The 24,919-nt window shown below is 72.1% G+C and carries 25 protein-coding genes; 18 read left to right on the top strand and 7 right to left on the bottom strand.

Going from position 1 to position 24,919, the window contains the following annotated elements; all coding sequences use genetic code 11:
* The first annotated feature begins 37 nt into the window (after nt 1-37).
* From AB0B76_RS35155 to AB0B76_RS35115, 9 genes are all read left to right on the top strand, one after another.
* Nucleotides 38-637 carry an aldolase/citrate lyase family protein gene (locus tag AB0B76_RS35155; RefSeq protein ID WP_360383511.1) on the top strand — a complete coding sequence of 200 codons (600 nt, stop codon included), beginning with the start codon at nt 38-40 and terminating at the stop codon, nt 635-637.
* A gap of 468 nt (nt 638-1,105) precedes the next feature.
* On the top strand, nt 1,106-3,907 hold the full coding sequence (locus tag AB0B76_RS35150) for a nitrate- and nitrite sensing domain-containing protein (protein ID WP_360383508.1): 2,802 nt from the start codon (nt 1,106-1,108) through the stop codon (nt 3,905-3,907).
* 57 nt (nt 3,908-3,964) lie between these two features.
* A complete protein-coding gene (locus AB0B76_RS35145) occupies nt 3,965-4,357 on the top strand; it encodes a roadblock/LC7 domain-containing protein (protein ID WP_360383505.1) in 393 nt (130 codons plus the stop codon).
* Complete coding sequence (locus AB0B76_RS35140) at nt 4,354-4,932, top strand: ATP/GTP-binding protein (RefSeq protein ID WP_360383502.1); 579 nt, start codon at nt 4,354-4,356, stop codon at nt 4,930-4,932. The genes AB0B76_RS35145 and AB0B76_RS35140 overlap by 4 nt, the downstream gene beginning before the upstream one ends.
* 20 nt (nt 4,933-4,952) lie before the next feature.
* Entirely contained in the window at nt 4,953-6,140 is a 1,188-nt protein-coding gene (locus AB0B76_RS35135; protein WP_360383499.1) for an ABC transporter substrate-binding protein, read from the top strand.
* 4 nt (nt 6,141-6,144) lie between these two features.
* Nucleotides 6,145-7,011: a branched-chain amino acid ABC transporter permease gene (locus AB0B76_RS35130; protein WP_360383496.1), complete on the top strand. Its 867-nt coding sequence runs from the start codon at nt 6,145-6,147 to the stop codon at nt 7,009-7,011.
* Nucleotides 7,008-8,072, top strand: coding sequence for a branched-chain amino acid ABC transporter permease (locus AB0B76_RS35125; RefSeq protein ID WP_360383493.1), 1,065 nt, complete (start codon nt 7,008-7,010; stop codon nt 8,070-8,072). Before AB0B76_RS35130 ends, AB0B76_RS35125 begins: the two co-directional genes overlap by 4 nt.
* A complete protein-coding gene (locus AB0B76_RS35120; RefSeq protein ID WP_360383490.1) occupies nt 8,069-8,770 on the top strand; it encodes an ABC transporter ATP-binding protein in 702 nt (233 codons plus the stop codon). The genes AB0B76_RS35125 and AB0B76_RS35120 overlap by 4 nt, the downstream gene beginning before the upstream one ends.
* Complete coding sequence (locus tag AB0B76_RS35115; protein ID WP_360383487.1) at nt 8,767-9,468, top strand: ABC transporter ATP-binding protein; 702 nt, start codon at nt 8,767-8,769, stop codon at nt 9,466-9,468. Before AB0B76_RS35120 ends, AB0B76_RS35115 begins: the two co-directional genes overlap by 4 nt.
* A 103-nt stretch (nt 9,469-9,571) precedes the next feature.
* On the opposite strand, the gene AB0B76_RS35110 is transcribed toward AB0B76_RS35115, so the two are convergent.
* Nucleotides 9,572-10,501, bottom strand: coding sequence for an NADP-dependent oxidoreductase (locus tag AB0B76_RS35110; protein WP_360383484.1), 930 nt, complete (start codon nt 10,499-10,501; stop codon nt 9,572-9,574).
* Between the two features lie 131 nt (nt 10,502-10,632).
* On the opposite strand from AB0B76_RS35110, the gene AB0B76_RS35105 reads away from it, so the two are divergent.
* Both AB0B76_RS35105 and AB0B76_RS35100 read left to right on the top strand, forming a co-directional pair.
* Nucleotides 10,633-11,598 (top strand): helix-turn-helix domain-containing protein, encoded by a 966-nt coding sequence (locus tag AB0B76_RS35105; RefSeq protein ID WP_360383481.1) that lies wholly within the window; start codon nt 10,633-10,635, stop codon nt 11,596-11,598.
* A 489-nt stretch (nt 11,599-12,087) separates the two neighbouring features.
* Nucleotides 12,088-12,666: a PadR family transcriptional regulator gene (locus AB0B76_RS35100; RefSeq protein ID WP_360383479.1), complete on the top strand. Its 579-nt coding sequence runs from the start codon at nt 12,088-12,090 to the stop codon at nt 12,664-12,666.
* Between the two features lie 154 nt (nt 12,667-12,820).
* Here AB0B76_RS35100 and AB0B76_RS35095 read toward each other — a convergent pair whose 3' ends face one another.
* Nucleotides 12,821-13,174, bottom strand: coding sequence for a DUF2795 domain-containing protein (locus AB0B76_RS35095; RefSeq protein ID WP_360383476.1), 354 nt, complete (start codon nt 13,172-13,174; stop codon nt 12,821-12,823).
* A gap of 162 nt (nt 13,175-13,336) precedes the next feature.
* Between AB0B76_RS35095 and AB0B76_RS35090 the strand changes: the two genes are divergently transcribed.
* From AB0B76_RS35090 to AB0B76_RS35075, 4 genes are all read left to right on the top strand, one after another.
* A complete protein-coding gene (locus tag AB0B76_RS35090; RefSeq protein ID WP_360383474.1) occupies nt 13,337-14,065 on the top strand; it encodes a hypothetical protein in 729 nt (242 codons plus the stop codon).
* Nucleotides 14,066-14,072: 7 nt separating this feature from the next.
* Nucleotides 14,073-14,492, top strand: a complete 420-nt coding sequence (locus tag AB0B76_RS35085; protein WP_360383471.1) for a ChaB family protein — start codon at nt 14,073-14,075, stop codon at nt 14,490-14,492.
* Nucleotides 14,493-14,681: 189 nt separating this feature from the next.
* Nucleotides 14,682-15,515, top strand: coding sequence for an AraC family transcriptional regulator (locus AB0B76_RS35080; protein WP_360383468.1), 834 nt, complete (start codon nt 14,682-14,684; stop codon nt 15,513-15,515).
* A gap of 10 nt (nt 15,516-15,525) precedes the next feature.
* Nucleotides 15,526-16,431: an EamA family transporter gene (locus tag AB0B76_RS35075; protein ID WP_360383466.1), complete on the top strand. Its 906-nt coding sequence runs from the start codon at nt 15,526-15,528 to the stop codon at nt 16,429-16,431.
* A 398-nt stretch (nt 16,432-16,829) separates the two neighbouring features.
* Here the strand turns inward: AB0B76_RS35075 and AB0B76_RS35070 are convergent, their stop codons facing one another.
* The 3 genes from AB0B76_RS35070 to AB0B76_RS35060 all read right to left on the bottom strand — a co-directional run bounded on the left by AB0B76_RS35070 (nt 16,830) and on the right by AB0B76_RS35060 (nt 19,862).
* The gene (locus AB0B76_RS35070; RefSeq protein ID WP_360383463.1) at nt 16,830-17,390 is read right to left on the bottom strand and encodes a GtrA family protein; all 561 of its coding nucleotides are present in this window, start codon (nt 17,388-17,390) and stop codon (nt 16,830-16,832) included.
* A 68-nt stretch (nt 17,391-17,458) separates the two neighbouring features.
* Nucleotides 17,459-18,640, bottom strand: coding sequence for a tetratricopeptide repeat protein (locus AB0B76_RS35065; protein ID WP_360383461.1), 1,182 nt, complete (start codon nt 18,638-18,640; stop codon nt 17,459-17,461).
* 220 nt (nt 18,641-18,860) lie between these two features.
* A complete protein-coding gene (locus AB0B76_RS35060; protein WP_360383458.1) occupies nt 18,861-19,862 on the bottom strand; it encodes a glycosyltransferase family 4 protein in 1,002 nt (333 codons plus the stop codon).
* A 126-nt stretch (nt 19,863-19,988) separates the two neighbouring features.
* Between AB0B76_RS35060 and AB0B76_RS35055 the strand changes: the two genes are divergently transcribed.
* The gene (locus AB0B76_RS35055) at nt 19,989-20,480 is read left to right on the top strand and encodes a hypothetical protein (RefSeq protein ID WP_360383456.1); all 492 of its coding nucleotides are present in this window, start codon (nt 19,989-19,991) and stop codon (nt 20,478-20,480) included.
* A 131-nt stretch (nt 20,481-20,611) separates the two neighbouring features.
* Here the strand turns inward: AB0B76_RS35055 and AB0B76_RS35050 are convergent, their stop codons facing one another.
* Entirely contained in the window at nt 20,612-22,243 is a 1,632-nt protein-coding gene (locus AB0B76_RS35050; RefSeq protein WP_360383454.1) for an ATP-dependent DNA helicase RecQ, read from the bottom strand.
* 24 nt (nt 22,244-22,267) lie between these two features.
* On the opposite strand from AB0B76_RS35050, the gene AB0B76_RS35045 reads away from it, so the two are divergent.
* Nucleotides 22,268-23,353: an S-(hydroxymethyl)mycothiol dehydrogenase gene (locus AB0B76_RS35045; protein ID WP_360383451.1), complete on the top strand. Its 1,086-nt coding sequence runs from the start codon at nt 22,268-22,270 to the stop codon at nt 23,351-23,353.
* Between the two features lie 401 nt (nt 23,354-23,754).
* Here AB0B76_RS35045 and AB0B76_RS35040 read toward each other — a convergent pair whose 3' ends face one another.
* The gene (locus AB0B76_RS35040; RefSeq protein WP_360383448.1) at nt 23,755-24,345 is read right to left on the bottom strand and encodes a TetR family transcriptional regulator; all 591 of its coding nucleotides are present in this window, start codon (nt 24,343-24,345) and stop codon (nt 23,755-23,757) included.
* A gap of 54 nt (nt 24,346-24,399) precedes the next feature.
* Between AB0B76_RS35040 and AB0B76_RS35035 the strand changes: the two genes are divergently transcribed.
* The gene (locus tag AB0B76_RS35035; RefSeq protein ID WP_360383445.1) at nt 24,400-24,801 is read left to right on the top strand and encodes a nuclear transport factor 2 family protein; all 402 of its coding nucleotides are present in this window, start codon (nt 24,400-24,402) and stop codon (nt 24,799-24,801) included.
* Nucleotides 24,802-24,919 lie beyond the last annotated feature (118 nt).

The raw sequence follows: 24,919 nt of genomic DNA, 5'->3' as shown, positions 1-24,919 counted from the left end.
AATGGCCGAAACTGCCGGCGGCCCCGAAGATCGGTGCATGGGTTCGTACCTCTTCGTCGCCGGCGCCCGCCCCGCCCGCCTACACGAGGCCGGGCCGCCTGACGACCGGCCCGACGGCCCCGGCGGCTGGGTACGGCTCCCGCCCGGCGAGGCCGGCCTCCGCGCCACCCGTGCGGTCGTGACCCCCGGGCTCGCCGGCGTGTGCGCGGCCGCCGCGTGCTCGGCGCCGGAGCTCGCCGCCCTCGCCGCCGCGCTCGCCGAGGCCGAGGAGGCGGTCGGCCTGCCGGTCGGGACGATCGCGGTGATGCCGGCGCTGGAGACGGCGGCCGGCGTGCTCGGCGCGGCCGAGCTGGCCCGGGCCCCGAGGGTGAGCCGGCTGCTGCTCGGCGAGGCGGCGCTGCGCGCGGCGCTGCGCATGGCGCCCGGGCCCGACGAGGGGGAGCTGCTGTGGCTGCGCTCGACGGTCGTGGTGGCCAGCGCGGCGGCCCGCATCGGCGCGCCGGTGGCGGACGAATGTCCAGATCAGGACCGGTTTGCGGAGTCCTGCGCGGTCCTGGCCCGGCTCGGCTTCGGCGGGCGGCTCTGCGCGGACGACGGGCAGCTGAGGTTGGCCGGCGAGATCTTTGCCAGCGCATGAACATTGTCGGTGAGACATATTTCTTCACGACAATTGGTAACACCGAGTATTGTCGACAATGCATTCTGTGATTATTGCGGCAACGTAAAGTTAACGTCACACAGGGGTTGCTCATATCGGAAGACATCAGTCGGAAATCCGTCCGGGGCAGCCGTTTGGGTCCGTACGGGTTGATGTCCTGACGGCGAACGGATGAGCTAGATACAGGCGTTCGTCGCTCGATCAGGTACGTCGGTATTGACACGGATCGGCCGCTCTGTGATTGTGCACAACGTCGATGCGACAGCCACAGATTGGGCCACTTGCCCGTTCCGGTTCGGCCCGCGTTCGACGCGCATTGTCAATCTCGGATGCCTGCGGGGACTTTTCGTGACCCAAAGCCAGAGCTCGTTGCCCGTGCCCGCCCAACGGCAGGGTCGCGACCCGCGGCAGAGCCCCGAGCGCCGGCCTACCCGCCATACCGCCGCCGTGGCCCGCCGCGAGGAGCCGCTGCCCCCGGGCCGTGGCCCGGACGACCGCCGCTCCGGTCAGCGCGCCGGCCGGCGCATCGTCGACCAGCTCCGCCTCATCGTCGCCCTGCCGCTGGTCGCGGTCGTCGTCTTCGCCGGCGTCGCGTTCATCTCCACCGTGCAGGAGGTGAACCGGGCGCGAACCCTGCAGGACCTCTCCGCCCTGGCCACCGACGCCGGTGGCCTCGCCCACGCGCTGCAGCGCGAGCGGGCCGCGGCCGTCAACGTTGTCCTGCACAACGAGGCGACTCAGCAGGACGCGTTCCAGCAACAGTCGATGCTTACCGACGACGCGGTGCACAAGTACAGCGACCAGCGCCACAACCTCGCCGGCGGCGGGGACTCCGACACGCTCAAGCGCATCGACGCCGACCTCGGGGCCCTGGCCAAGCTGCGCGACCAGGTGCGCAACGACAAGCGGGCCTCCGTCTCCGCCGTCGCGTTCAGCTACCGCATCGCCATCGCCGACCTGCTCGAGTACCGCGAGTCGGTGGCCCGCTCCGGCGCCCCGACCGACCTGGCCGACGAGATCCGCGCGGCCGCCGCGCTCTCCCGCGCCGCCGAGGCCATCGGCCAGCAACAGGCGGCCGTGCTCCGCGCGATCGCCGCGGGCGAGCTGACCCCGGCGCTGCAGCAGGAGATCACCGCGACCCGCACGAGCTTCACGGAGCAGTCGGTCGCCTTCAACCAGCTCGCCCCGGCCGAGTGGCGCACCTGGTACGAGCAGGCCGGTATGGGCGACCAGGTCATCGCCGCCCAGCGGCTGCAGGACCAGGTCGGCCGCACCGCGCCCGGCCAGCGCATCGGCTTCGAGTCGGCCGCCTGGATCAACGCGATGTCCGGCTACGAGGGCCTGCTGTACCAGGTCGAGCAGCAGGTCGACGAGAACATCGAGCAGGCCGTCACGGTCGTGCACGACGACCAGATGACCCAGGCCGCCCTGCAGACCGCGGGCGTTGTGGTCGTACTGCTCGTCGCCATCGTGCTCACCGGTTTCGTCGCCCGGCGCCTGACCCGGCGGCTGCGGTACCTGCAGGACGCCGCTCGTACGGTCGCGTACGACCAGCTGCCGTCCGTCGTGGCCGAGCTGCGCGCCGCCGCCCCCGGCACCGTCGACCCGGACGAGGTCGCCGAGCGGGCGTCCGCGACCCTCGTGGTGGCGGGCTCCGACGAGGTCGCCGACGTGGCCCGGGCCTTCCGGGCCGTCCACCGCGAGGCGGTGAAGATCGCCGGTGAGCAGGCCGTCATGCGGTCCAACGTCGCCGAGATCTTCGTCCACCTGTCCCGCCGCGAACAGCGACTGGTCGACGCGGTACTGGCCCAGGTCGACAAGGTCGAGCGCGACGAGACCGACCCGGACCGGCTGCAGGAGCTGTACCAGCTCGACCACCTGGCCACCCGCATGGCCCGGATCAACCTGAGCCTCCTGGTCCTCGGTGGCTCCGGCGCCGCCCGCGTCCGGCGCGAGGACGCCCCGCTGGGCAAGGTACTGCAGGCCGCCATCTCCCAGATCGAGCACTACGTGCGCGTCCGCTTCGGCAGCGTCGACGACGACGTCGCCGTCGTCGCCGAGGCCGTCGACGAGATCGTGCACCTGCTAGCCGAGCTGCTGGACAACGCGACCGGCTACTCGCCGCCGGAGTCCGAGGTCTGGGTCACCGCCCGCGGCCTGGGCGAGCGGGTCATCGTGCAGATCGTGGACGTCGGCGTCGGGCTCTCCCCGGCGCGGCGGGAGCAGCTCAACCAGCTCCTCGCCCAGCCGCCCGCGATCGACATCGCCGCCGTGCGCGCCATGGGGCTCACCGTGGTCGGGCACATTGCCGCGCGGTACAACATCAGCGTTGCTCTTCGCCAGGGTCAGCACACCGGGACGCTCGCCGAGATCATCATTCCCAAGGAGGTCTTCCGCCCGATCATGGCATCGGAGCGGGGACCGCAGCTCGCGCCGGTGACCGTCGGGGCCCCCGAGCGCAACGGCAACGGCGCCCGGCCCGGCAACGACCTCTTCACGCCGCAGCAGCGGCCGAGCGAGACGAGCCTGTTCGAGGTGCCGGCCGCCCAGCAGTGGGCGACCCAGGAGCTCAGCCCGATCGAGGCGTCGGCCGCGACGCAGGTCTTCACCAAGCCGGACTACGACGCGCCGTACCCGGAGACGCAGCCGTACCAGGATTCGCAGTCGCCCTACCGCGACACGTCGTACCCGGAGCCGTACCAGAGTCCGTCGTACCAGGATTCCCCGGCGTACCAGCCCTCCGCGTACGCGGCCCAGCCGTCGCACGCCCAGCCGGCCCCGCCCGGGCCCGGCATGTGGCCGCCGCTGCCGGAGCCCGAGGTGCCGTCGATCCTCGCCTCGGCCGAGGAAGACCCGATGGAGCTGCCGATCTTCAACTCGGTCAGCGGCTGGTTCCACGTCGAGACGCCGCCCGGGCTGGAGACGGAGCTCGCGCCGGTGGGCGTCGGCGCCAGTGCCGCCGCGAGCGCCGCGCCGGCCGCGCCGGAGCCCCGCAACTGGGAGAGCTCGGCCGACACCGGCTGGCGCGCCGCCGCCGAGGCCGCGACGCCGCAGGTCAGCGACACCACCTCGGCGGGCCTGCCGGTCCGCGCGGCCGGGCGGCACCTGGTGCCGGGGGCGGCCGAGCCGACCCAGCAGCGCCCGGGCGCGCCGATCCCGACCGGCACGCCCAAGCGGGACCCCTCGCGGGTCGCCGCGGCGATGTCGGCATACGCACGAGGCGTCGCGAACCGACGCCCGCAAGGCTGATCGGCTCCGGGGGGAACCGTTGGGATGTATATGCAACAGCTGGAGAGGACCACGTCTGTGACCGACCCGAGTAATCTCGGTTGGCTGCTGGATAGCTTCGCGAGCCGCACCCCCGACGTCAGCCACGCGCTGGCGATCTCTACCGACGGTCTCGTGCTGGCCCACACCCGGGCCTTGCCCCGGGACCGGGCCGACCAGCTCGCCGCCACCGGCAGCGGTCTCGTCGCCCTCCTCGCGGGCGCGGCGCGGTTCTTCGACGCCGGCCAGGTCATCTCCAACGTGACCCAGCTCGACGGCGGCTTCATGTTCTGCATGGCCTTCAGCGACGGCGCGTCGATGCTCGTGCTCGCCTCGCCCAACGCCGACGTCGGCAAGGTCTCGTACGAGATGACGGAGCTCGCCAACCGCATCGGCGACGCGCTCACGCCCGCGGTGCGGGGCCCGTTGTGACCGATCCGCACAGGCGTGGACGTCCGACCGCAGTCAAGATCATCATCGCGGGCGGCTTCGGCGCGGGCAAGACAACGCTCGTCGGCGCGATCTCCGAGATCCCGCCGGTCACCACCGAGGCTGTGATGACCGCGGCCAGCCTCGCGCACGACGACGCCTCCCTGGTGCCCGACAAGGGCAGCACCACGGTGGCGATGGACTTCGGTCGCATCACGCTCTACTCGGACCTGGTCCTGTATCTGTTCGGGACCCCGGGGCAGAAGCGGTTCTGGTTCATGTGGGACGAGCTGTGCCGCGGCGCCATCGGGGCGGTCGTCATCGCCGACACCCGGCGGCTGGCCGACTGCTTCGGCGCCATCGACTACTTCGAGAACCGGCATCTGCCCTATGTCGTGGCCGTCAACAACTTCGACGGCTCGGCGCGTTACCACCTCGAGGACATCCGCGACGCGCTGGCCGTGCACCGCAGCGTCCCGATGCTCAACGCCGACGTGCGGTCGCGGGCATCGGCCAAGGAGATCCTCGTCGCCGTGACCGAGCACGCCCTCGCGCAGCGCGCCGGCGCTCGCCGCTAGAAACCCCCTCAAGGAGAATAATGTTCCTGCAACGACGACTGCTCAGCATCGCGCTGGCCACCGGCCTGGTGCTCGCGGGCGCCGGGTGCGCCAAGGACGACGCGAAGTCCGACAGCGCCGGCGCGGCGTCCACGCTGAAGATCGGCTTCCTCGGCTCGCTGAGCGGCACGTACCAGGCCGTCGGCACCGACCTCAAGAACGGCTTCGAGCTCTACCTCAAGACGCACGACGGCAAGCTGGGCGGCCACCCGATCGACCTCAAGGTCGGCGACGAGGGCGACGGCGCGCAGACCGCCGTCCCGGCCGCGACCAAGCTGGTCAAGGAGGACGGCGTCATCGCCATGACCGGCATCGTCGGCGGTGGCTCGGTGGCCGCCGTGGCGCCGCTGCTGGCCCAGGCGAAGATCCCGCTGATCGGCTCCAACGGCCGCCCCGAGCTCAAGGACCTCAACGGGGTGTGGACGACGAGCTTCATGTCCTCGGACCCGGGCCAGTCGATCGCGCAGTACATCAAGGACAAGGTCAACGGCCCGGTCTTCGCGATCGGCCCGGACTACCAGGGTGGCTACGACGAGGTCGGCGGCTTCACCAACGAGTTCGCCAAGATCGGCGGCCAGTCGGCCAACACCGGCGGCAAGACGCTGTGGACGCCGTTCCCGGCCACGACGAACTTCCTGCCGTACTTCAGCCAGATCAAGTCCAGCGGTGCGAAGGCCGTCTACACCTTCTACGCCGGCAAGGCCGCGATCGACTTCGTCAAGCAGTACAAGCAGTCGGACATCAAGGACCTGCCGCTGTACGGCGCGTTCCTGACCGAGGGCTCGGTGCTGCAGGCCGAGGGCGACGCCGCCAAGGACGTCTTCACCACCTGCAACTACTCGCCCGACCTCGACAACGAGGAGAACCGCAAGTTCGTCGCCGCGTGGCGCGCGCAGTTCCCGGACGCGACCCCGACCACGTACGCCGTCGCCTCCTACGACGCGGCCGCCGTGCTCGACCGGGCGATCGCCGCGGCCGGCAGCAACGTGACCGCCGAGACGATCAACGAGCAGGTCGGCAAGCTGGGCCAGATCTCCAGCCCGCGCGGCCAGTGGCAGTTCGGCAAGAACCACGCGCCGGTGCAGAAGTGGTACCTGCGTCAGGTCCGCGCCGACGGCCGTGCCCTCGCGAACACGCTGGTGCAGGACCTCGCGACGGTAGGCCAGTAGTTCCTTGGACGCGTATCTGATCCCGGCGGTCGACGGCGTGGCCTACGGCCTGCTGCTCTTCGTCGTCGCCGCCGGGCTCACCCTCGCCTTCGGCGTGGGTGACGTGCTCAACCTCGCGCACGGCACGCTCTTCGCGTTCGGTGCGTACGCCGCCGCCGAGATCAGCGACGGCAGCTGGGGCTCACTCGCGCTCGCGGTGCTGGTCGGCACCGCGGCCGCGGGCCTCGGCGGCGCCCTGCTCTCGGTGCTGCTCGTCCCGCTGGCCGGCCGCGGCCACCTCGCCCAGGCGCTGCTCACGTTCGGCGTCGCGCTGGTGATCGGCGATCGGCTGACCGCGCTGTTCGGCAAGGACGACCTGCCCGTGACCGTGCCCCAGACGCTGGACCGGCCGGTCGACCTGGCCGGGCACAGCTACCCGGGGTACCGGCTGGCGCTCATCGTCGTCGCCGCGCTCATCGCGGCCGCGCTCGGCCTGGTGGTGACCCGCACCCGGGCCGGGCACTTCGTGCGCGCGACGGTCGACGACCGCGACATGGTCGCCATGCTCGGCGTCTCCCCGTTCACCGTGCGCACCAGCGTGCTCGCGGGCGCGGGCGCCCTCGCCGGCCTGGCGGGCGCGCTCGGCGCTCCGGTCATCGGCCCCGGCCCGCGCACCGCCGACCTCGTGCTGATGCTCTCCCTCGTCGTGGTCGTCCTGGGCGGCATGGGCTCCATCGCCGGCGCCCTGGTCGCGGCCCTCGCGGTCGGCGAGATCCAGACCGTCGGCGTCGCGAACTTCCCCACCATCGCCCCCTTCGCGCTGTTCGGCGCGATGGCGCTCGCGCTGGCGGCCCGGGCCCGCGGCCTGCTCCCGTCGGGACGGGCGGCATGAGATTTCTGCGGTACCTCCTGACGCTGGGCGTCCTCGCCCTGCTGGTCTCGTTCGCCTGGACCCTCGACCGCTACGCCACCGGGATGCTCACGCGCATCCTCATCATCGGCCTGCTCGCGGTGAGCGTCGCCCTGCTCACGGGCGTCGCCGGCCTGCCCACGCTGGGCCAGACGGCGCCGTTCCTCGTGGGCGCGTACACCACCGCGCTCCTGCTGGAACACGGCCACACCATCGGCATCGTGCACCTGCTCGCCTCGGCCGGCACCGGGGCGCTGTTCGCCCTGCTGACCGCCCCGCTGGTGGTCTACGCCCGCGGCGTCGTGGTCCTCATGATCACGCTGGCCCTCGGCGAGCTGACCTCGACCGTCGCCGGGCGCTGGAAGTCGATCACCCACGGCACCGACGGGATCACGGTGTTCACCGGCGTGACCCCGGTGCCGGGCCTGGTCGACCTGGACACCGACGCGTCGAAGTACCTCTACACCCTCGTCGTCGTCGCGGTCCTCGTCGGCCTCGTGCTGCTGGTGCTGCGCTCCCCGGCCGGCGCCCTGCTGCGCGCCACGCGCGACGACGCCCGCCGCATGCGCGCGAGCGGGCACCCCGTCGCCGGGTACCTCACGGTCGCCTACGTCGCCGCGGGCGCCCTGGCCGGCGTGGCCGGCGCGCTGCTGTTCACGGTGCAGTCGTACGTCTCCCCGGGCGACGGCGGCTTCGACGTGGCCGCGCTCATCCTGCTCGCCGTGGTCATCGGCGGCGCGACGTCGATGGTCGGCGCGCTCATCGGCGCGGGCCTGGTCGTCGCGACGCGCGACTGGGTGGCCGACGCCGGGCACGCCCCGCTGCTGCTCGGGCTGCTGTTCATCGTGTGCGTCTACCTGCTGCCCAACGGCCTGCTGGGCGACCACGCGGCGCTGTCCTTCCTCAACCGCCTCCGGACCCGCCCGCGCCCGGCGCCGTCCGACCCGCCGCCGTCCGACCCGCCGCCGGCGGCCCGCACCCCCGGCCCCCGCGGCCCGGTCGCGGCCGGCGAGACGGTCTCCGAGCCGGGAGCGGCCCGATGATCCTGCGAGTGGAGAACCTGGGCCGGCGCTACGGCGACCTGGCCGCCCTCGACGGCATCGCGCTGCAGCTGGCCCCGGGGGAGCGCCGGGCCCTCATCGGCCCCAACGGCGCCGGCAAGTCGACGCTGCTCAACCTCGTGGCCGGCGCCCAGCGCCCGACGACGGGCCGCATCCACTTCAACGACCGCGACGTGACCCGCGTCGGCCCGGCCCGCCGGGCCCGCCTGGGCATCGGCCGCACGCACCAGCACCCCGCCGTGTGGCCGACACTCACCGCGCGGGACAACGTGCTCGTGGCCGCCCGGCGCCCGTGGGGCCGCCTGCGCAAGGGCGCGGAGCAGTACCTGACGGCCGTGGGCCTGGCCGACGTGTCAGGCCTGCGCGCGGGCAGCCTGTCGCACGGCCAGCGCCGCCAGCTCGAGCTCGCGATGGCCCTGGCCGGCGAGCCGACGCTGCTCCTGCTCGACGAGCCGGCCGCGGGCCTGGCCCCGCCGGAGGTCGAGCTGCTGGCCGGCCTGCTCGCCGAGCTGCCCAAGAGCGTCGCGGTGCTGCTGGTCGAGCACCACCTGGACCTGGTGTACGGCTTCGCGGACCACGTCACGGTCCTGCACTCCGGCCGCCACGTCCACACCGGCACCGTCGCCGAGACCAGGCGCTCGCCGGACGTGAAGGCCGCCTACGCGGGGGTGACACCGTGACGCTGACGGTTCAGGGACTCCACTCCGGGTACGGCGGCGGCACCGTCCTGCACGGCGTCGACCTCACCGTGCCGACCGGCACCGCCCTGGCCGTGCTCGGCCGCAACGGCGCCGGCAAGACCACGCTCGTGCACACCATCTGCGGGCTGATCAAGCCCAGGGCCGGCCGGGTCGCCCTGGACGCCACCGAGCTCGCGGGCCGCCCGGCGCACCGCGTGGCCCGGGCGGGCATCGCCTTGGTACCGCAGGGCCGCCGCGTCTTCCCGAGCCTCACGGTCGCCGAACACCTGAGCCTGTCCCGCCGCCGCGGCGAGTGGAACCAGGCCCGCGTCCTGCAGCTGCTGCCACGCCTGCAGGAGCGCATGCGCAACCGCGGCGACCAGCTCTCGGGCGGCGAGGCCCAGATGCTCGCGATCGCGCGGGCACTGCTGACCCAGCCGACGGTGCTCCTGCTGGACGAGCCGTGCGAGGGCCTGGCCGTGGACCTGGCCGACCGGGTCCGCGCCGTGGTGGCCGAGCTGGCGCGCGGAGGCCTGACGGTGCTGCTGGTCGAGCAGCAGCCGGAGCACGCCCTGGCGGTCGCGGACCGGGTGGCCCTGCTCGCGGACGGCGTGGTGGCGGGGACGCACACGGCGGCCGAACTGCGGGCGGACCCGTCGTTGACCGACCACGTGCTGAGCGTCGCCACCCATGCGTGACCGTCGCCTTTGACCTGCGCTTATGTCGGGCGCTGGCGCGCCACGACATAAACGATTTTTCGCCTGACGGGGCTTAAGTCGGAGTTTCGGCGGCTATCGCCGATCACGTCACCGTGAGCACGATCTTGCCGGTGGTCGAGCCGCGTTCGCCCAGCTGGTGGGCCTCGGCCACCTCCGCCAGCGGGAACACCGTGTCCAGCCGCGGGCGCAGGAGGCCACGCTCGACCAGGTCGGCGATCGCGACCATGCCCGCGCGGTCGGCCTCGACGACCATGAACACGGCTCGGCGGCCCTGCTCGGCCGCGATCGGGGTCAGCGCGGCCTCGGCCGGGGAGGCCAGCGAGACCAGCAGGCCGCCGGGGCGCAGGGTCCGCAGGGAGCGCGGGCCGTACTCGCCGCCGATCGCGTCGAGCACCACGTCGACGTCGTCGAGGACCTCGGCGAAGTCCTCCTCCGCGTAGTCGATGACCCGGTCGGCGCCCAGGTCACGGACGAAGTCCCGCTTGGCCGCGCTCGCGGTGCCGATCACCTCCGCCCCAAGAGCCTTCGCAATTTGTACCGCGACGTGCCCGACCCCGCCGCCGGCGGCGTGGACGAGGACGCGCTGACCGGGCTCGACCCGGGCGACGTCGACGAGGGCCTGCCAGGCGGTCAGCGACACCAGCGGGAGCGCCGCCGCCTCCTCGTGGGAGATCGCGGCGGGCTTGTGCGCGAGGTGGCGGGCGGGCGAGACGACGAACTCGGCGTACGTGCCGGCGGGCTCCGGCTGGCGCGGCATTCCGAACACCTCGTCGCCGGGCGCGAACAGGGTGACGCCGGGCCCGACGGCCTCGACGACGCCGGAGACGTCCCAGCCGAGCGGCACGATCCGCCCGTGGAGGCCGCCGGACGACCGGTGCCAGAAGTCGGTCGGGTTGACGCTGGTTGCACGAACGCGCACGACCACCTGCGCGAATCCGGCCACGGGCCGCGGCCGCTCAACGACCCGCAACACCTCAGGCCCGCCGAACACGTCCTGAGCGATCGCTCGCATGAACAAACCTGCACGATCGTGCGCGCGGTCGGACGCTGTTGTCTCCAATGACGCTGTCATGCAGACGATCCTGCGGGTCCGCGCGCCGGGCCTCGAGTGGCCGGATTGCCAACATATGGAAAGATCCGGCCATGCGTCCGCATCGTGTCGTCGTGCTTGCCGTCGATGGTGTGTATCCGTTCGAACTGAGCATTCCCGTGCGCATCTTCGGCACCGCCGCGCCGCACTACGAGGTGCTCACGTGCGGGCTGCACGACGGCGACGGCGGCGGTCTCGTGCGTACGGATGCCGACTTCACGGTCGCGGTGTCGCACGGGCGTGCGCTCCTGGCTACCGCCGAGACCGTGGTGATTCCGCCGTTCGTCGGCTGCTCGGACGACTCCGGCGAACAGTGGCTTCCGCCGTTGCTGTCCACCGCGCTCACGGAGCTGCCCCGTGGTGTGCGAATCGTGTCGTTCTGTACAGCGGCGTTCGCGCTGGCGGCGGCCGGGCTGCTCGACGGGCGGCCGGCGACCACGCACTGGAACCGTGCGGCGCGGTTCCGGGCCGCGTTCCCGGGCGTGGATCTGCGGCCCGACGTGCTGTTCGTCGACGACGGCGATCTGCTCACCGCCGCCGGGGTGGCCGCCGGTGTCGATCTGTGCCTGCATCTGGTCCGGCGCGACCACGGCAGCGAGGTCGCGAACCGCGTGGCGCGGCTGTGCATCGTGCCGCCGTGGCGGGACGGCGGGCAGGCCCAGTACGTCGAGCGGCCCGTGCCCAGCACCGGCTCGACCGGCACCGCCGAGATTCGTGCATGGGCGCTTGAGCGATTGCACGAGCCGTTGTCGCTGACGGCCATGGCCGCGCACGGGCGCATGAGCGTTCGCACATTCAGCCGGCGCTTCCGCGAGGAGGTCGGGACTTCGCCGCTGCAGTGGCTGACGGGGCAGCGTGTCTCCTACGCGCGGCGGCTCCTCGAGACCACCGACTGGTCGGTGGATCGGGTGGCGGCGGCGGCCGGGTTCGGGACCGGGGCGTCGCTGCGGCTGCACATGGGTGCGGCGCTGGGTGTGTCGCCGATCGCCTACCGAACCACCTTCCGGCGCACCGACTGACCGCGGCCGGGCGCTCCAACTTGGTCGAAGCGACAAACTTCGCGTGCGCGTTTCGAGCGGTAGGGCGTGTGCCGGGCTCGCGACTGCCTCCTCGTGGCGGAACGCGTGCCATTGCTGCGGCGCGACCGCGCCGCCGCCCGGCACGACCGCACCGCGCCGCCGGCGCGGCTGTCCTGAACGCGGCTGTCCTGACGCGGCGGCCCTGAACGCGGCTGTCCTGACGCGGCCGCCCTGAACGTGGCTGTCCTGACGCGGCCGCCCTGAACGTGGCTGCCCGCGCGGCTGTCCCGGCGCGTCCGCTGGACCCCGTCGGCGGCGGGAACCGGGCTCGCCGCGGTCGAGACGGCGACCGGCGACCCGACATATCCGGCAAAGGCCACCGTGCCGGGCGTCACAGCGAAGACGACTATCGGAAGGGGTTGTCGGCGATAGTCTTCCGATATATCGTCGACGTATCAGAGAAGAGATACGACGAATGGGGGAAGCGACATGAGGTCGCGACACGGACTTTTCGACACGGGGGCCTGGCAGCGCGGTTTTGGCAGCTTCATCCCGCCGTTCCCGCCCGAGGGCGGGCGTGGCGGTGGCTGGGGCGGTGGCCGCGGGCATGGGCAAGGCGGACGGGGGCGCTCCCGCGGGGGGCGGCCGAACGTGCGCAACGCGGTGCTCGCGCTGCTGCACGAGCGTCCGATGCACGGGTACGAGATGATTCAGGAGCTCGAGCAGCGCACCGGCGGCATCTGGCGGCCGAGTCCGGGGTCGGTGTACCCCACGCTGCAGCTGCTCGAGGACGAAGGGCTGATCGTCGCCGAGGAGAGTGGCGGGCGCAAGCGCTTCGTGCTCACCGACACGGGGCGGCCCGAGGCGGAGCAGGCGGCGCAGAACGCGCCTTGGCAGGAGTACGGCGACGAGAACGTCTCGCAGGCGCAGGAGTTCCGCGACGCGGCGTTCGGGATCATGGACGCGCTGCGGCAGGTGGGCTTCAACGGCACCCCCGAGCAGCGCGCGCAGGCGCTGGAAGTGCTCACCGAGACGCGTCGCAAGCTGTACGCCATCCTCGCCGACTGACCCGCACCACACAGACGCGATCCCCGGGGCGTGCGGGCCCCGGGGATCGACTGGCATCGCGCAGAAGGAACTCGGCCAATGCGCTGGTGGACCGTTCGTCCGACCCCGCCGCCGCCCGCTGGGCCGCCGCGGGAGTCCCAACCGCCCGGGCCGGCTACGGCCGGTGGGCCGGATCCTCGTTCCGGCCGCCCAGGGCCGCCCACACCTGATTGACCGTCTCGAACTGCGTGCGCGGTGGCAATGCCCGTAGCGCGTCGAGTACCTCGTCGGGCGCGCTCAGCTCCGTTGCCCCGGCGATGAGCGTGTCGCGGTCGCCGGGAAGGCTGACCATCGGGATGTACCGACCCAGATTGCTTCTGCCCTCGACCTCCTCGGGCGTCATGCCGACGGGTGCGCCGAAGGTGCGGTCGCCCTCGCCCTCCGGATCCACCTGGCGGGCCTCGATCTCGTCCTCGCGCCGGAGGAGCTCGTCCAGGGCCACTCCGTGCTTCGTGTTGCCTCGGTGCATGGCGTCCATGCTGCGGAGGTACCCGGGCGAAATCCCCCCAAACGGGCTCACCCCCGATTGGAAATCGGCATGTCTGGGTAGCCGTTGGACATCCGCCCGATTCACCGCACTCCGAAACCCCCCGGTGTGCCGGCCCGGGCGCTTCGCAGGAGGTGAGCACCAGTGGCACGCATCGGGCAGCTGTTCGGCGGGCGCGGCAGCGCGACCGACCGTGACGGCGACGGCCTCGACGACCGCACCGGGCGGCCGGTCGTGGACCGGGACGGCGACGGCGTGGACGACCGCGCCGAGCGACCCACCGTCGACCGCAACCGCGACGGCGTCGACGACCGGGCCGAGCCGGCGAGCGAGACGCGCACCTGGCGCCTCGGGCGCCGCCACGACAAGGACGGCGACGGCGTCGACGACCGTACCGAGACCACGACCACCGGCGCCATCCCGCCGGTCGGCGTCATGGACCGCGAGAGCGACACGGCGGCCATGCACCGCACGATCGACCGCGAGCCGGTCACGGCGCCGGAGCCGGAGCCGGTGACCGAGCCGGTACCCGTCCGCCAGGCCCCCGCGCGGGTGAGCCTGCTCGCCACGTTCGGCGTCATCCTGGGTGTCGCGGGCGTCGCGGCCGCGCTGACCGGGCTGCTCGCGCCGTGGGCGATTCCCGTGGGCGCGCTCGGGCTGCTGTTCTCGTTCGGCGGCATCATCGCCGGCGTGCGGCCCAACGTGGCCGGCCGTGGGCTCGGCACGCTTGGCGTGCTGATCAGCGGTACCGCCGTGGTGTTCGGCATTCTCGCGATGACCGGCCAGGTCAGCTGGCTCGACAGCGACGTCGACCAGGTGGCGCGGCTCAACGACTGGCTGGACGCGCGGATGCCCTGGATGAAGGACTGGTGATCTCCTGATGGCTCCCCGTAGACCGCGCGAGTCGGATCTGCCGGCGACCCTGCAGCGCTCGGACAAGCACGCGCAGGCGACCTGGCAGAAGACCCACGACTCGGCCGCCGACCAGTACGGCGACGGCGAGCGCGCGCATCGCACGGCGTTCTCGTCGCTCAAGCACGCGTACGAGAAGGTCGGCGACCACTGGGAGCACAAGGACGAGAAGGGCCCGAGCGACGCTCAGGCCGCCCAGCACGGGCCCGCGGCGCGCAACCGGCCGCGGGCCACCGCTGAGGGCGTGGACGCCAACGCCTCGAAGCAGCATCTGATGGAGCTCGCGCGGCGCCTGGAGATTCGGGGGCGCTCGCGGATGACGAAGGCGGAGCTCGTTGAGGCGCTCATGAAGGCCAACCGTCGGGAGACGGCTCGGGCTCGCGGATAGGTTTTTGGTTTGTCGATATGTCGGGCGCTGCGCGCCCGACATAAGACGGGATCTTGCGGAGCGGCAGCGGTCTCGGCCTCACCGTAGGACGCGATCTCGCGGGCACGGCGGCGGCCCGTAGGACGCGTTGGCAGTGAGGCCGCCTTTCGGTCGCAGTAGCGGCAACCGCCGTCGGGGTATCGTGCGGGCATGGCTGAGTCGGCGGAGTGGACGCGGGTCGACGCCGGTCGGCACGCGCTCGATCTGCTCACCGCCAGCTACCGGCGGCACCAGTTCGCGCGGCACACGCACGCGACGTACGCGATCGGTGTCGTCACCTGCGGCGAGGAGCAGTTCCACTACCGGGGCGCGCTGCGCCGGGCCGGCGTCGGCAGCCTCGCCATCCTCGAGCCGGGCGAGCCCCACGACGGGATGGCCGCGCGGCCTGAGGGATGGGCCTACCGCGTGTTGTACCCGAGCGAGGCCCTCCTCTTCGACGGCCGCACCGAGCGCGCCGGCTTCCGCGAGCCCATCGTCACCGACCCGCGCAGCGTGCACCTCATCCGCTCCGCGCACGAGGAGCTCACGGCCGGGCTCGATCCGCTCGCCGCGCACTCGCGGCTGGTGTGGGCGTTCGAGGCGGTGATCCAGCGGCACGGGGCATTGGCGGAGGCGCCGGGCGGCATCCGCGCGGGGGACGCGGCCGCGGGCCGCAAGGTCGCCGAGATCCGCGATCGGCTGCTGGCCGACCTGCGATGCGCGCCGAGCCTGCGGGAGCTGGCGGCGGGGGTGGAGCTCTCGCCGTACCACATGTTGCGGGTCTTTCGCGAAGCGACGGGATTCCCGCCGCACGCGTGGCTCGTGCTGGAGCGGGTGTGCCACGCGCGCCTTCTGCTCGCCGCGGGCCGCACGCCGGCCGAGGTGGCCGGGGCCGTGGGCTTCGCCGACCAGGCCCATCTCACGCGCTGGTTCAAGCGGGTGACGGGGGTCACGCCGGCCGCATTCCGCAACAGCGTTCAAGACGCGGCCCGCGCGCCGGCGTGAAATCGGGGGCATGAGTCGTCGTGGCTGGTTCCTCTTCAGCGCCATGTGCGTGGTGTGGGGAATCCCGTACCTGTTGATCAAAGTCGCCGTGCGCGAGATCGGGCCGGCCGAGCTCGTGTTCGTGCGCACCGCCCTCGGCGCCGTCCTGCTGCTGCCGATCGCCCTCGCCCGCCGGGAGATCCGCGCGTCGCTGCGCCCGTGGCTGCCGCTGCTCGTGTACACCGTCATCGAGATCGGCCTGCCCTGGCTGCTGCTCTCCGACGCCGAGCGGCACGTCGACAGCTCGTTCACCGGCCTCGTCATCGCCGGCGTCCCGCTCGTCGCCGCGATCGTGGCCCGCCTGACCAACCGCGACGAACGCCTCACCGCGAGCCGGGTCGGCGGCCTGCTGGTCGGCTTCGCGGGCGTGGCGCTGCTGCTCGGCTTCCACGCGGGCGGCGGGGGCGCAATGCCGTTGCTCGAGCTCGCAGGGGTCGTCGTCTGCTACGCGACCGGCCCGCTCATCATCGAGCGTTGGCTTTCGGCGGTACCGCGCTATGGCGTCGCCGCCGCCTCCCTCGTCCTGGGCGCCCTCATGTTCGCGCCGGTCTCGGTGCCGAAGCTGCCGGACCTCGCCCGCGACATCACCGCGGGCCCGGCCCTGGCCGCGGCCGGCCTCGCGGTGATCTGCACGGCCCTGGCGTTCGTGCTGTTCTTCGCGCTGATCGCGGAGGTCGGCGGCGTACGCGCAACCGTCATCACGTTCGTCAACCCCGCGGTGGCGGTGGTGCTGGGCGCGCTGGTCCTGGGCGAGTCGGTTTCCTGGCTGACGGGGGCGGCGTTCGCGCTGATCCTGGCGGGCTCGATCCTGTCGACGCGGCGCAAGGCCCCGGCCCCGGCGCAGCCGGTCGAGGCGGAACCCGTCCCGGCGCCGTGATGGATGCCGGGTGCGCTGGTCCGCATCGGCGTGGTGGCGGGGCCGGGTGCGCTGGTCCGCGGCGGCGTGGTGGCGGGGCCGGGTGCGCTGGTCCGCGGCGGCGTGGTGGCGGGGCCGGGGCCGGGACGCTGCCGACGCCGTCATGGAGAGCCGAGGCCGATCCGGTCTCGGCGCCGTGATGTAAGGCCGGGGCGGACCCGGCCCGGCGCCGCCATGACCGGCGTCAGAGCCGGGTGGAAGGTCCGGATATCAGACTTACGCCCCGTCAGGCGAAAAATCCGATATGTCGGGCGCGCCAGCGCCCGACATATCGTGCGACCACGAGCGAGATGAACTCCCAGGTGACCTGCGGCGGGAAGCGCCTGGGAGAAACCGTGACGGTACGAAAATTACGTGCGTCAGGCGTCCGGGGCCGACGGCGCCGGAACGGTCGCGGCCTCGGCCGGGACCTCGTAGCGGTTCGGCGCCGGGCGCACGTCGTCGTGCGGGAAGACCCAGACGCGGTACGCCCACAGCCGGAAGACCATGGCCAGGGCGACACCGATGACCATGCCGAAGATGAAGTCCGAGATCTCCTCGGCCGCGGAGCTGATGTTCGGGGTGTGCAGGCCGAACATGTACTGCGCCACCCACAGCGGGGCCGAGTTCAGCGCCACGCCGATGCCGTTGACCACGGTGTACAGGAGCATCTCGTGGTGCCGGCGGCGGCCGCCGCGCGTGCGGAAGGACCACTCGCGGTTCATGAAGTACGACACCACTGTCGCGATGACATTGGCGATCGTCAGCGCGGTGACCGGCTTGTGCTCGAGCACCGTCAACCGCAGGCCGTAGTTGAGGACCAGGCTGACGACGTAGCAGAAGCCGCCGACGATGATGAACTTCACCGTCTCGCGCCGCTTGCGCAGCAGCGCCGCTACTTGCTCCGGCAGCAGATTGAGGGTCCGGTCTGTGAGCCGCATCGGCGCGACTATACCCGGCCAACCTTGCGTTACGCCCACCGCGGTGACGGAAACTGTGCCGGAAACTGTCAGCGACCGGCCGTGCACGCTGACGTTGCGGGCGTGATCGAGACCGCCTCGTCGACCGGGCCCAGGACCACGCAGTAGGCGGCCGCGGGGTCCACGTCGCGCACCACGTACTCGGTGGTGCCGGGCGGCACGGTGGCCAGGACGGTGGCGGGGTCCCCGCCGCGGGAGAGCGCCACGACCACGCTCACCGGCAGCGCCGTCCACGTCACCGTCAGCTCCCGGCCGCCGTCGCGCAGCTGGAGATCCTGAACGACGAACGGGGACGGCGGCGCGGACCGGCCCGCGAAGGGGTCGGGCGGACCCTCGTGATGCCACGCCAGCAGCCCCACGAATACCCCCGCCAGCACCACTATCAGGCATAACAGCGGCCAAACGCGCGCAGAGGCGGGCGGAGCAGGGGCGGGAGTGGGCCGAGTAGGGGCGGGTGTGGGTCGAGCGGGGGCGGGAGGCGGCGGAGGGGGAGCGGGAAAGGGAGGGGCCAGCGAGATCGGGGCCGAGGGCATGGGCGGCTCGACCGCCGCCAGCTCCCACTCCACGGCCTTCGTGAACGGATGCCGCGTGCCGAGCCGCGCCCGCGCCGCCGCATGGGCCAGAGTGAACAGCCGGCGCGACTGCAGCACGTCACCGGTGGCGTACAGCAGCGCCGCCAGCTCCGCCGCGATGCGGATCGTGTCGAGGTCCTCCGCGCCGTACTCCCGCCGGTGGATCACGTACGCGGCGTTGAGCATCGCCAGGGCCAGCGTGGTCTCGCCACGGTCGCGCTGCAGGAGAGCCAGGTTGACCCGGGCGAGGCGCACGGCGCGGGCGACCGGCTCGGGCCCGTCCTCGTCGGCGCCGCTGTCGAGCACCCGGTGGTACAGCCGCTCGGCCTCGTCCCACTCGTCGTGGTCGTGGCGCACCGCGGCCAGCACGGCGACGGCGTGGACGGTGGCGGGGTGTGCGGGACCGTGGCGCCGCTCGGCCTGGGCCGCGACCGCCTCCGCGAGGTCGTAGGCGGTGTCGAGCTCGCCCAGCTCGCGCAGGACCTCGGCGAGCAGCCGGCGCGCGGTGAGCCGGTCGTCGTCGGCCAGGACGGGCTCGTCGAGCACACGCTGGACCTCGGCCCGGGCCGCCGGGAAGTCCCAGGCCAGGATGAGCCGCTCGACCTCGTCCAGCCGTTCCGTGACATCGACAGTACCCACAGTATCCCTCCGCCCCGCAGAGCTTAAGGATGCCGGTGACGCAACGCCAGCCTTCGATCACAGAAAGGCAGAAAGACGGCAAAGGCCGGCGAGGGAAAGGCATCGGCCCCGGCAGCCTGCCACGTCGCTGCCGGAGCCGAGCGGTCCGCGTCACCGCGTCAGAAGCCGCGGGCGCCGCACACTGTGAACGTTCGGCCGCCCGCCGGGACCCTTGCGGACTTCAGCCCACGATTCGCTGGTACAGGGCCAGATAGTCGTCCACCATGCGGTCGGCCGAGAAGCGCTCGAGCGCGCGGGCGCGCACCCGGGCCCGGTCCAGCTTCAGCGCGTCGTCGAGCACGCCGGCGGCCTCCTCCGCGCCGGTCGCGAGGTAGCCGGTGACTCCCTCATCGACGATCTCGGGCATCGAGCCGAGTGGATAGGCGACCACCGGGGTACCGCAGGCCATCGCCTCGACCACCGAGAGCCCGAACGGCTCGGCGAACCCGATCGGGTGCAGCAGGGCGGCGGCGGAGCCCAGGATCTCGGCGCGTTCGGCGGGGCCGACGTTGCCGCCGTAGACGATCTGCTCGCCGTCGACGTGCGGCAGCACCTCCTGCCGGTGGTACACCTCATCATGGATCGGGCCGCAGATCAGCAGCCGGCGCCCCGTCGCGCGGGCGATCTTCACGGCCTCGGCCGTGCCCTTGTCGGGGTGGATGCGCCCGAAGGCCACCAGCGTCGCGCCCGGCTCCGCGCGGAAGGGGAACTGGCCCACGTCGATGCCGTGGTAGATCGTGGCGGCGTAGTCCAGCCCCGGCCCGCGGTCGGCGTCGGAGATGGAGACGAACGCCGAGCGCGACCGCTGGTACGCGGGCAGGATCGCCGTCGAGCAGAAGCCGTGCACGGTGGTCAGCAGCCGGGTGCGGCAGAACGCGCTCATCGCCAGCGGCAGCCAGTCGAGGTTGTTGTGCACCAGGTCGAACTCGCCGCTGCGCTCGTAGCAGTGGGCGACGTGGATCGCCTCCCAGACGCGGCCGTCGTAGGAGCCGTCCTCGTTGTACGGGTGCGCGACGACCCCGTCGAGGCGGGCCGCGGTCTGCGAGTCGAGGCTCGCGAAGAGCGTGACGTCGACGCCGCGGGCGACCAGCCCCTCGGCGAGCAGCGAGACGATCTGTTCCCACGGCCCGTAGGCCCGTGGCGGCGTGCGCCAGGCGATCGGTCCGAGCAATGCCACCTTCATCGCGGCCTCCTACCCCCGCGCCCTCGCGCGAATCCTCACGTCGGTGGACCGGACTGCCGATAGGAACACAGCCGATCCCACCCGATAAACATAACGGACAAATCGCGGCCGACCGCCGGGAGAACGATGGCCGCTTGGCGCTGGTACGCGGGCCTCGGGCTCGGCGCCGTCGCCGTGGGCGGGTTCCTGCCGGTCATGGCGCGCCAGGGGCTGTACACGCTGATCGGCGTCGCGGCCGCGGCCGCCGTCACCGCCGGGATGCGCCGGTACCGCCCGTCCGGCGGGCGGAGCTGGACGCTGTTCGGGGCCGCGGTGCAGTACGGGCTGACCGGGCGCCTCACCTTCCCTGACCGGCGACGTGGTCTACTACGCCGCCGTCGCCTGGACGGGCCGGACGGGCGGGGACCGCTTCTCGACCGTGTTGCACCTCTGCGCGTACACCCTCATCGGCACGGCCGCGTTGCACCCCTCGATGGCCGGGGCGGCCGGGCGGCCCGAGCGGTCGCAGCAGGTCATTCCGCGGCATCGGGTTATCTGTACTCCGTGCTGGCCCTCGTCGGCCCCGTGGTCGCGACTTCTCGCGCCCGCTCCCGGCCGACGACCTCGACGCGGTGCTGACGGCCTCGGGCGGGGTCCTGACCGGGGCTGCGCCTTCCGCAACGGCCGGTGCTCCCTGACCACCGTTCCCGCCACCGCGCTACGCCTTGCGCAACAGCCGGTGCTCCCTGACCGCCGTTCCCGCCACCGCGCTACGCCTTGCGCAACAGCCGGTGCTCCCTGACCACCGGAACGGACAGGGTTTTGTACCCGACCTGCTCGAACAGCACCGTCATCTGCTCGCCCGCGTAGGAGAGCACCACGCCCTTGCCCCACTCGCCGTGGCGGACCTCGGCGTGCACCGGGAAGGGCGCGTCCGCGGCCGCCGCCAGCCCGGCGGCGGCGCTGCCGTCGGTGCAGTTGTCGCAGTGCCCGCAGGTGCCCTCGAGGTGCTCGCCGAAGTACGCCAGCAACGTCCGGCCCCGGCACTGCTCGGTCTCGGCGAAGTTGCGCATCATGTCCAGCCGCGAGCGGCTCACCGTCTGCTGCCGCTCGGCCTGGGCCTCCACCAGCTCGGCGGCCTTGGCCGCGGTCGGCGCCCAGCGCGGGGCCTTCACCTTGCCCCCGTGCAGCATCCGCGCGGCGCCGACCTCCTCGAGCAGGCCCAGCAGCTGCCCGAGCTTGCGCTCGCCGAGCCCCGTGCGCTCCTCCAGCTCGTCGCGGGTCACGGCGTCCTTCGCGGCCCGCAGCAGGGCCGCGAGCGAGGCGACCTCGTCACGGTCGACGGAGACGCTGGTGAAGAACTTCCGAAGACCGGTGTCCTCGGTACGGTGCAGCAGCAGCACATGCGCCGGCTGTCCGTCGCGCCCGGCGCGGCCGATCTCCTGCAGGTAGGAGTCGGGCGAGTCCGGGAGCGACACGTGGTTGACCCAGCGGATGTTGGGCTTGTCGATGCCCATGCCGAACGCGGTGGTGGCGACCATGATCGGTACCTCGTCGGCCAGGAAGGCCTCGTGGGCGCGCTCGCGGTCGCCGGCGCTCATGCCCCCGTGGTATGCGACGGCCTTTATCTGGTGGGCGCCGAGGCGCTCGGCCACCTCCTCGGTGGCCCGGCGGGTCGGCGCGTAGATGATGCCGGGCGGCTCCGACTCCTGCAGCCGCGCGACCAGGCGGCGCCAGCGCGTCTCCTCGTCGGGGCAGTGGACCGACTCCAGGTACAGATTCGGGCGGTCCAGGCCGGTCACCACGACCTCGGGGTCGCGCATGCCCAGGCGGTCGATGATGTCCTCGCGCACCGGCGGCGAGGCGGTCGCGGTAAGCGCCACGACCGGCGGCCGCCCGAGCTCGCGGATGAACTGGCCGAGCTGCAGGTAGTCCGGGCGGAAGTCGTGGCCCCACGCGGAGACGCAGTGCGCCTCGTCGACGGCGATCAGGCTCGGCTTGAGCGCCTTGATCTGCGCGATCCGGGCCGGGTCGGCGAACTGCTCGGGGGTCAGGAACACGAACTCGGCGTCGCCCTTGCGCAGTGCCTCCAGCGCCTCCGCGCGCTCGGTCTTGCCCTCGGCCGACGACAGCCGCACCGCCACCAGCGCTTCCTCGTTGCGCGCGGTCAGCGAGGCGATCTGGTCCTGCTGCAGCGCGAGCAGCGGCGAGACGACGATCGTGGGCCCGGGCAGCAGCGGCGCCGGTACCTGGTAGATGGCGGACTTGCCGGCGCCGGTCGGGAGCACGGCGAGGGCGTCGCGGCCCGCCATGAGCGCTTCCATGGCCCGCAGCTGCTCATCGCGGAGGCGTTCCCAGCCGAAACTGTCTTTCGCAACGCGCCGCAGTTCGTCCGCACTCATGCAAGGCATGGTAGGACGACAAGTATGCCAATCGAGACGCAAGGTGTCGTCGCCCTCGGCAAGGGGCGCCCCGTGAGCCTGGAAACCATCATCGTTCCCGAGCCCGGGCCGGGTGAAGCGCGCGTCGAGGTGCAGGCGTGCGGGGTCTGCCACACCGACCTGCACTACCGCGAGGGCGGGATCAGCGACGACTTCCCGTTCCTGCTCGGGCACGAGGCGGCCGGCGTCGTCGAGTCCGTCGGCCCCGGCGTGACCGACGTGGCGCCCGGCGACTTCGTGATCCTGAACTGGCGAGCGGTGTGCGGCCAGTGCCGCGCGTGCCTGCGGGGCCGGCCGTGGTACTGCTTCAACACCCACAACGCCAAACAGAAGATGACCCTGGCCGACGGTACGCCGCTCTCGCCCGCCCTGGGCATCGGAGCGTTCCTCAAGCACACGCTGGTCGCCGCCGGCCAGTGCACGAAGGTCGACCCGCAGGCCCCCGCCACCGTCGCCGGCCTGCTCGGCTGCGGCGTCATGGCCGGCATCGGCGCGGCCGTCAACACCGGCAACGTCACCCGAGGCGACTCCGTGGCCGTCTTCGGCTGCGGCGGTGTGGGCAACGCGGCCATCGCCGGCGCCCGCCTGGCCGGCGCGTCGACGATCATCGGCGTGGACGTGGACGCGCGCAAACTCGACTGGGCCACCGAGTTCGGCGCCACGCACGTGGTGAACTCCCGCGACACCGACCCGGTCGAGGCGATCCGTTCCCTGACCGGCGGCTTCGGCGCGGACGTCGTGATCGAGGCGGTAGGGCTCCCGCAGGTGTACGAGCAGGCCTTCTACGCCCGCGACCTGGCCGGCACCGTGGTACTCGTGGGCGTGCCGCGCCCCGACATGCAGCTCACGCTGCCGTTCCTGGAGGTGTTCGGGCGGGGAGGGGCGCTCAAGTCCAGCTGGTACGGCGACTGCCTGCCCACGCGCGACTTCCCCACGCTCGTGGACCTGCACTTGCAGGGCCGCCTGCCGCTGGACAAGTTCGTGACGGAGACGGCCGGCCTGGGCGACGTCGAGGAGGCCTTCCACAAAATGGAACGCGGCGAGGTGCTGCGGTCGGTGATCGTGCTCTGATCCTGGCGTCCTGGCGTCCTGGCGTCCCGGCGTCCTGGCGTCCCGGCGTCCCGGCGTCCCGGCGTCCTGGCGTCCCGACTTTCCGGCGTCGCGGCGTCGCGGCGTCCCGGCGTCCCGGCGTCCTGGCGTCCCGACTTTCCGGCGTCGCGGCGTCCCGGTTCGCTGTGTCGCGGCGTCGCTGTGTCGCTGTGTCGCTGTGTCGCTGTGTCGCTGTGTAGCGGCTTCGCGGCGTCCCGAATTTCCGGCGTCCCGGCGTCCTTTCCAGCGTCCCGGCGTCCCGGTTCCCTGGCTTGCCGGCTCTCCGTTCTCCGGGCTTTCCGGTTTCCCGGCTTCCATCTCAAGGCCCGTGGAGCGATCCACGGGCCTTTGCCATGTTCGGCGTTTCGCGCAACGCCAGTCGTCTAACTCTGCACGTTTCGCCGCACCGGGCCGGCCCCGGCGAGCAACTGGAAGCACGGACGCAGCAGCTCAATCACCGCTTGCGGATCGGCGGCTTCGAGACCGGCAATCTGCAGGAGGTACCGCTCAATCAAAATCCCGTGAGTGATCGCACTGATCAACCCGGCGCGCAGACGAGCGTCATCACCGTCCAGAGCGCCATCGGCCTGCAGGGCGTCGGCCAGTCGATCAAGGCGAGGCAGGGCAATGGCGCGAAAGTCCTCGGCAGCGTCATCGTGCGTCAACATCGAGCGCAGAATCGCCAGCGACGCGACAGGCTCGTCCTCCAGCCGGCGCCCCAACCCGTCGAGCAGCTGCTCAGCCACCTCCTCGGCCGACCCCGACGGCACCTCCTCGGCCGAAAACCTCGCCACCCGACCGAACAGCGCCTCTTTGGACCCGAAGTAGTGCATGACCAACCCACCGTCGACCCCGGCGGCCGCAGCAACTGCGCGAATGGTCGTCCGTTCGTAGCCGAGATCAGCAAACATCCGCCCAGCAGCTTCAAGAATGCGCGCCTCGGTGTTACGCCGCTGCTCAGCCCGGCTACTCATCCGTTCATTCTACGACCGTTGACCGGTCCACCTAATTCGTTCTACGCTCGTTGAATGAGGCTGACGACACGACAGGTAGTGGATCGAGTGCTAGAAGTAGGCGTGCGCCAGGACGTGGAGGGGTTCATCGGCCTGCTGGCCGCGGACGCAACGCTCGAATGGCCATTCCGACCGGAAGGAGCACCGCCCCGCCTGCACGGTCGCGCAGAAATCCGTGCATTCATGACCCGAGCCGCGCGGCCCCCGATCACATTCGAGCAGTACCGCAACGTCGTAGTGCACGAAACGACAAACCCAGAGGTCACCATCGTCGAGTACGAGGTTCTAGGCCGAGTCACAACCACGGGCGCCCCGTTCCACCAGACGATCATCGCGGTGATCCGAGTCCACAACGGCGAAATCGCGTCGTACCGCGACTACCTCAACCCCCTGGCACTGGCAGCCGCGCGTTCTTAGGCCTCGTTCTTCGGGGGCTGGCGACCACGCGTTCCCAGGACCGGCCTCAGGGGGGTGATGTGCACGCGTAGTTCTTTGGACGCGCCTCCGGGGCTGATGTGCACGTGCACGCATAGTT

It is taken from the genome of Dactylosporangium sp. NPDC049140, assembly GCF_040648435.1.
Note: the sequence above shows the minus strand (reverse complement) of the source record. Positions and strands in the feature narration are given on the sequence as shown.

Coding starts and splice junctions, on each gene's coding strand:
- AB0B76_RS35100 (WP_360383479.1), top strand. CDS start 12,088: ATGAGGTCGCGACACGGACTTTTCGACACGGGGGCCTGGCAGCGCGGT.
- AB0B76_RS35085 (WP_360383471.1), top strand. CDS start 14,073: ATGGCTCCCCGTAGACCGCGCGAGTCGGATCTGCCGGCGACCCTGCAG.
- AB0B76_RS35105 (WP_360383481.1), top strand. CDS start 10,633: ATGCGTCCGCATCGTGTCGTCGTGCTTGCCGTCGATGGTGTGTATCCG.
- AB0B76_RS35040 (WP_360383448.1), bottom strand. CDS start 24,345: ATGAGTAGCCGGGCTGAGCAGCGGCGTAACACCGAGGCGCGCATTCTT.
- AB0B76_RS35060 (WP_360383458.1), bottom strand. CDS start 19,862: ATGAAGGTGGCATTGCTCGGACCGATCGCCTGGCGCACGCCGCCACGG.
- AB0B76_RS35080 (WP_360383468.1), top strand. CDS start 14,682: ATGGCTGAGTCGGCGGAGTGGACGCGGGTCGACGCCGGTCGGCACGCG.
- AB0B76_RS35075 (WP_360383466.1), top strand. CDS start 15,526: ATGAGTCGTCGTGGCTGGTTCCTCTTCAGCGCCATGTGCGTGGTGTGG.
- AB0B76_RS35095 (WP_360383476.1), bottom strand. CDS start 13,174: ATGCACCGAGGCAACACGAAGCACGGAGTGGCCCTGGACGAGCTCCTC.
- AB0B76_RS35045 (WP_360383451.1), top strand. CDS start 22,268: ATGCCAATCGAGACGCAAGGTGTCGTCGCCCTCGGCAAGGGGCGCCCC.
- AB0B76_RS35070 (WP_360383463.1), bottom strand. CDS start 17,390: ATGCGGCTCACAGACCGGACCCTCAATCTGCTGCCGGAGCAAGTAGCG.
- AB0B76_RS35155 (WP_360383511.1), top strand. CDS start 38: ATGGGTTCGTACCTCTTCGTCGCCGGCGCCCGCCCCGCCCGCCTACAC.
- AB0B76_RS35035 (WP_360383445.1), top strand. CDS start 24,400: ATGAGGCTGACGACACGACAGGTAGTGGATCGAGTGCTAGAAGTAGGC.
- AB0B76_RS35135 (WP_360383499.1), top strand. CDS start 4,953: ATGTTCCTGCAACGACGACTGCTCAGCATCGCGCTGGCCACCGGCCTG.
- AB0B76_RS35110 (WP_360383484.1), bottom strand. CDS start 10,501: ATGCGAGCGATCGCTCAGGACGTGTTCGGCGGGCCTGAGGTGTTGCGG.
- AB0B76_RS35125 (WP_360383493.1), top strand. CDS start 7,008: ATGAGATTTCTGCGGTACCTCCTGACGCTGGGCGTCCTCGCCCTGCTG.
- AB0B76_RS35120 (WP_360383490.1), top strand. CDS start 8,069: ATGATCCTGCGAGTGGAGAACCTGGGCCGGCGCTACGGCGACCTGGCC.
- AB0B76_RS35050 (WP_360383454.1), bottom strand. CDS start 22,243: ATGAGTGCGGACGAACTGCGGCGCGTTGCGAAAGACAGTTTCGGCTGG.
- AB0B76_RS35055 (WP_360383456.1), top strand. CDS start 19,989: ATGGCCGCTTGGCGCTGGTACGCGGGCCTCGGGCTCGGCGCCGTCGCC.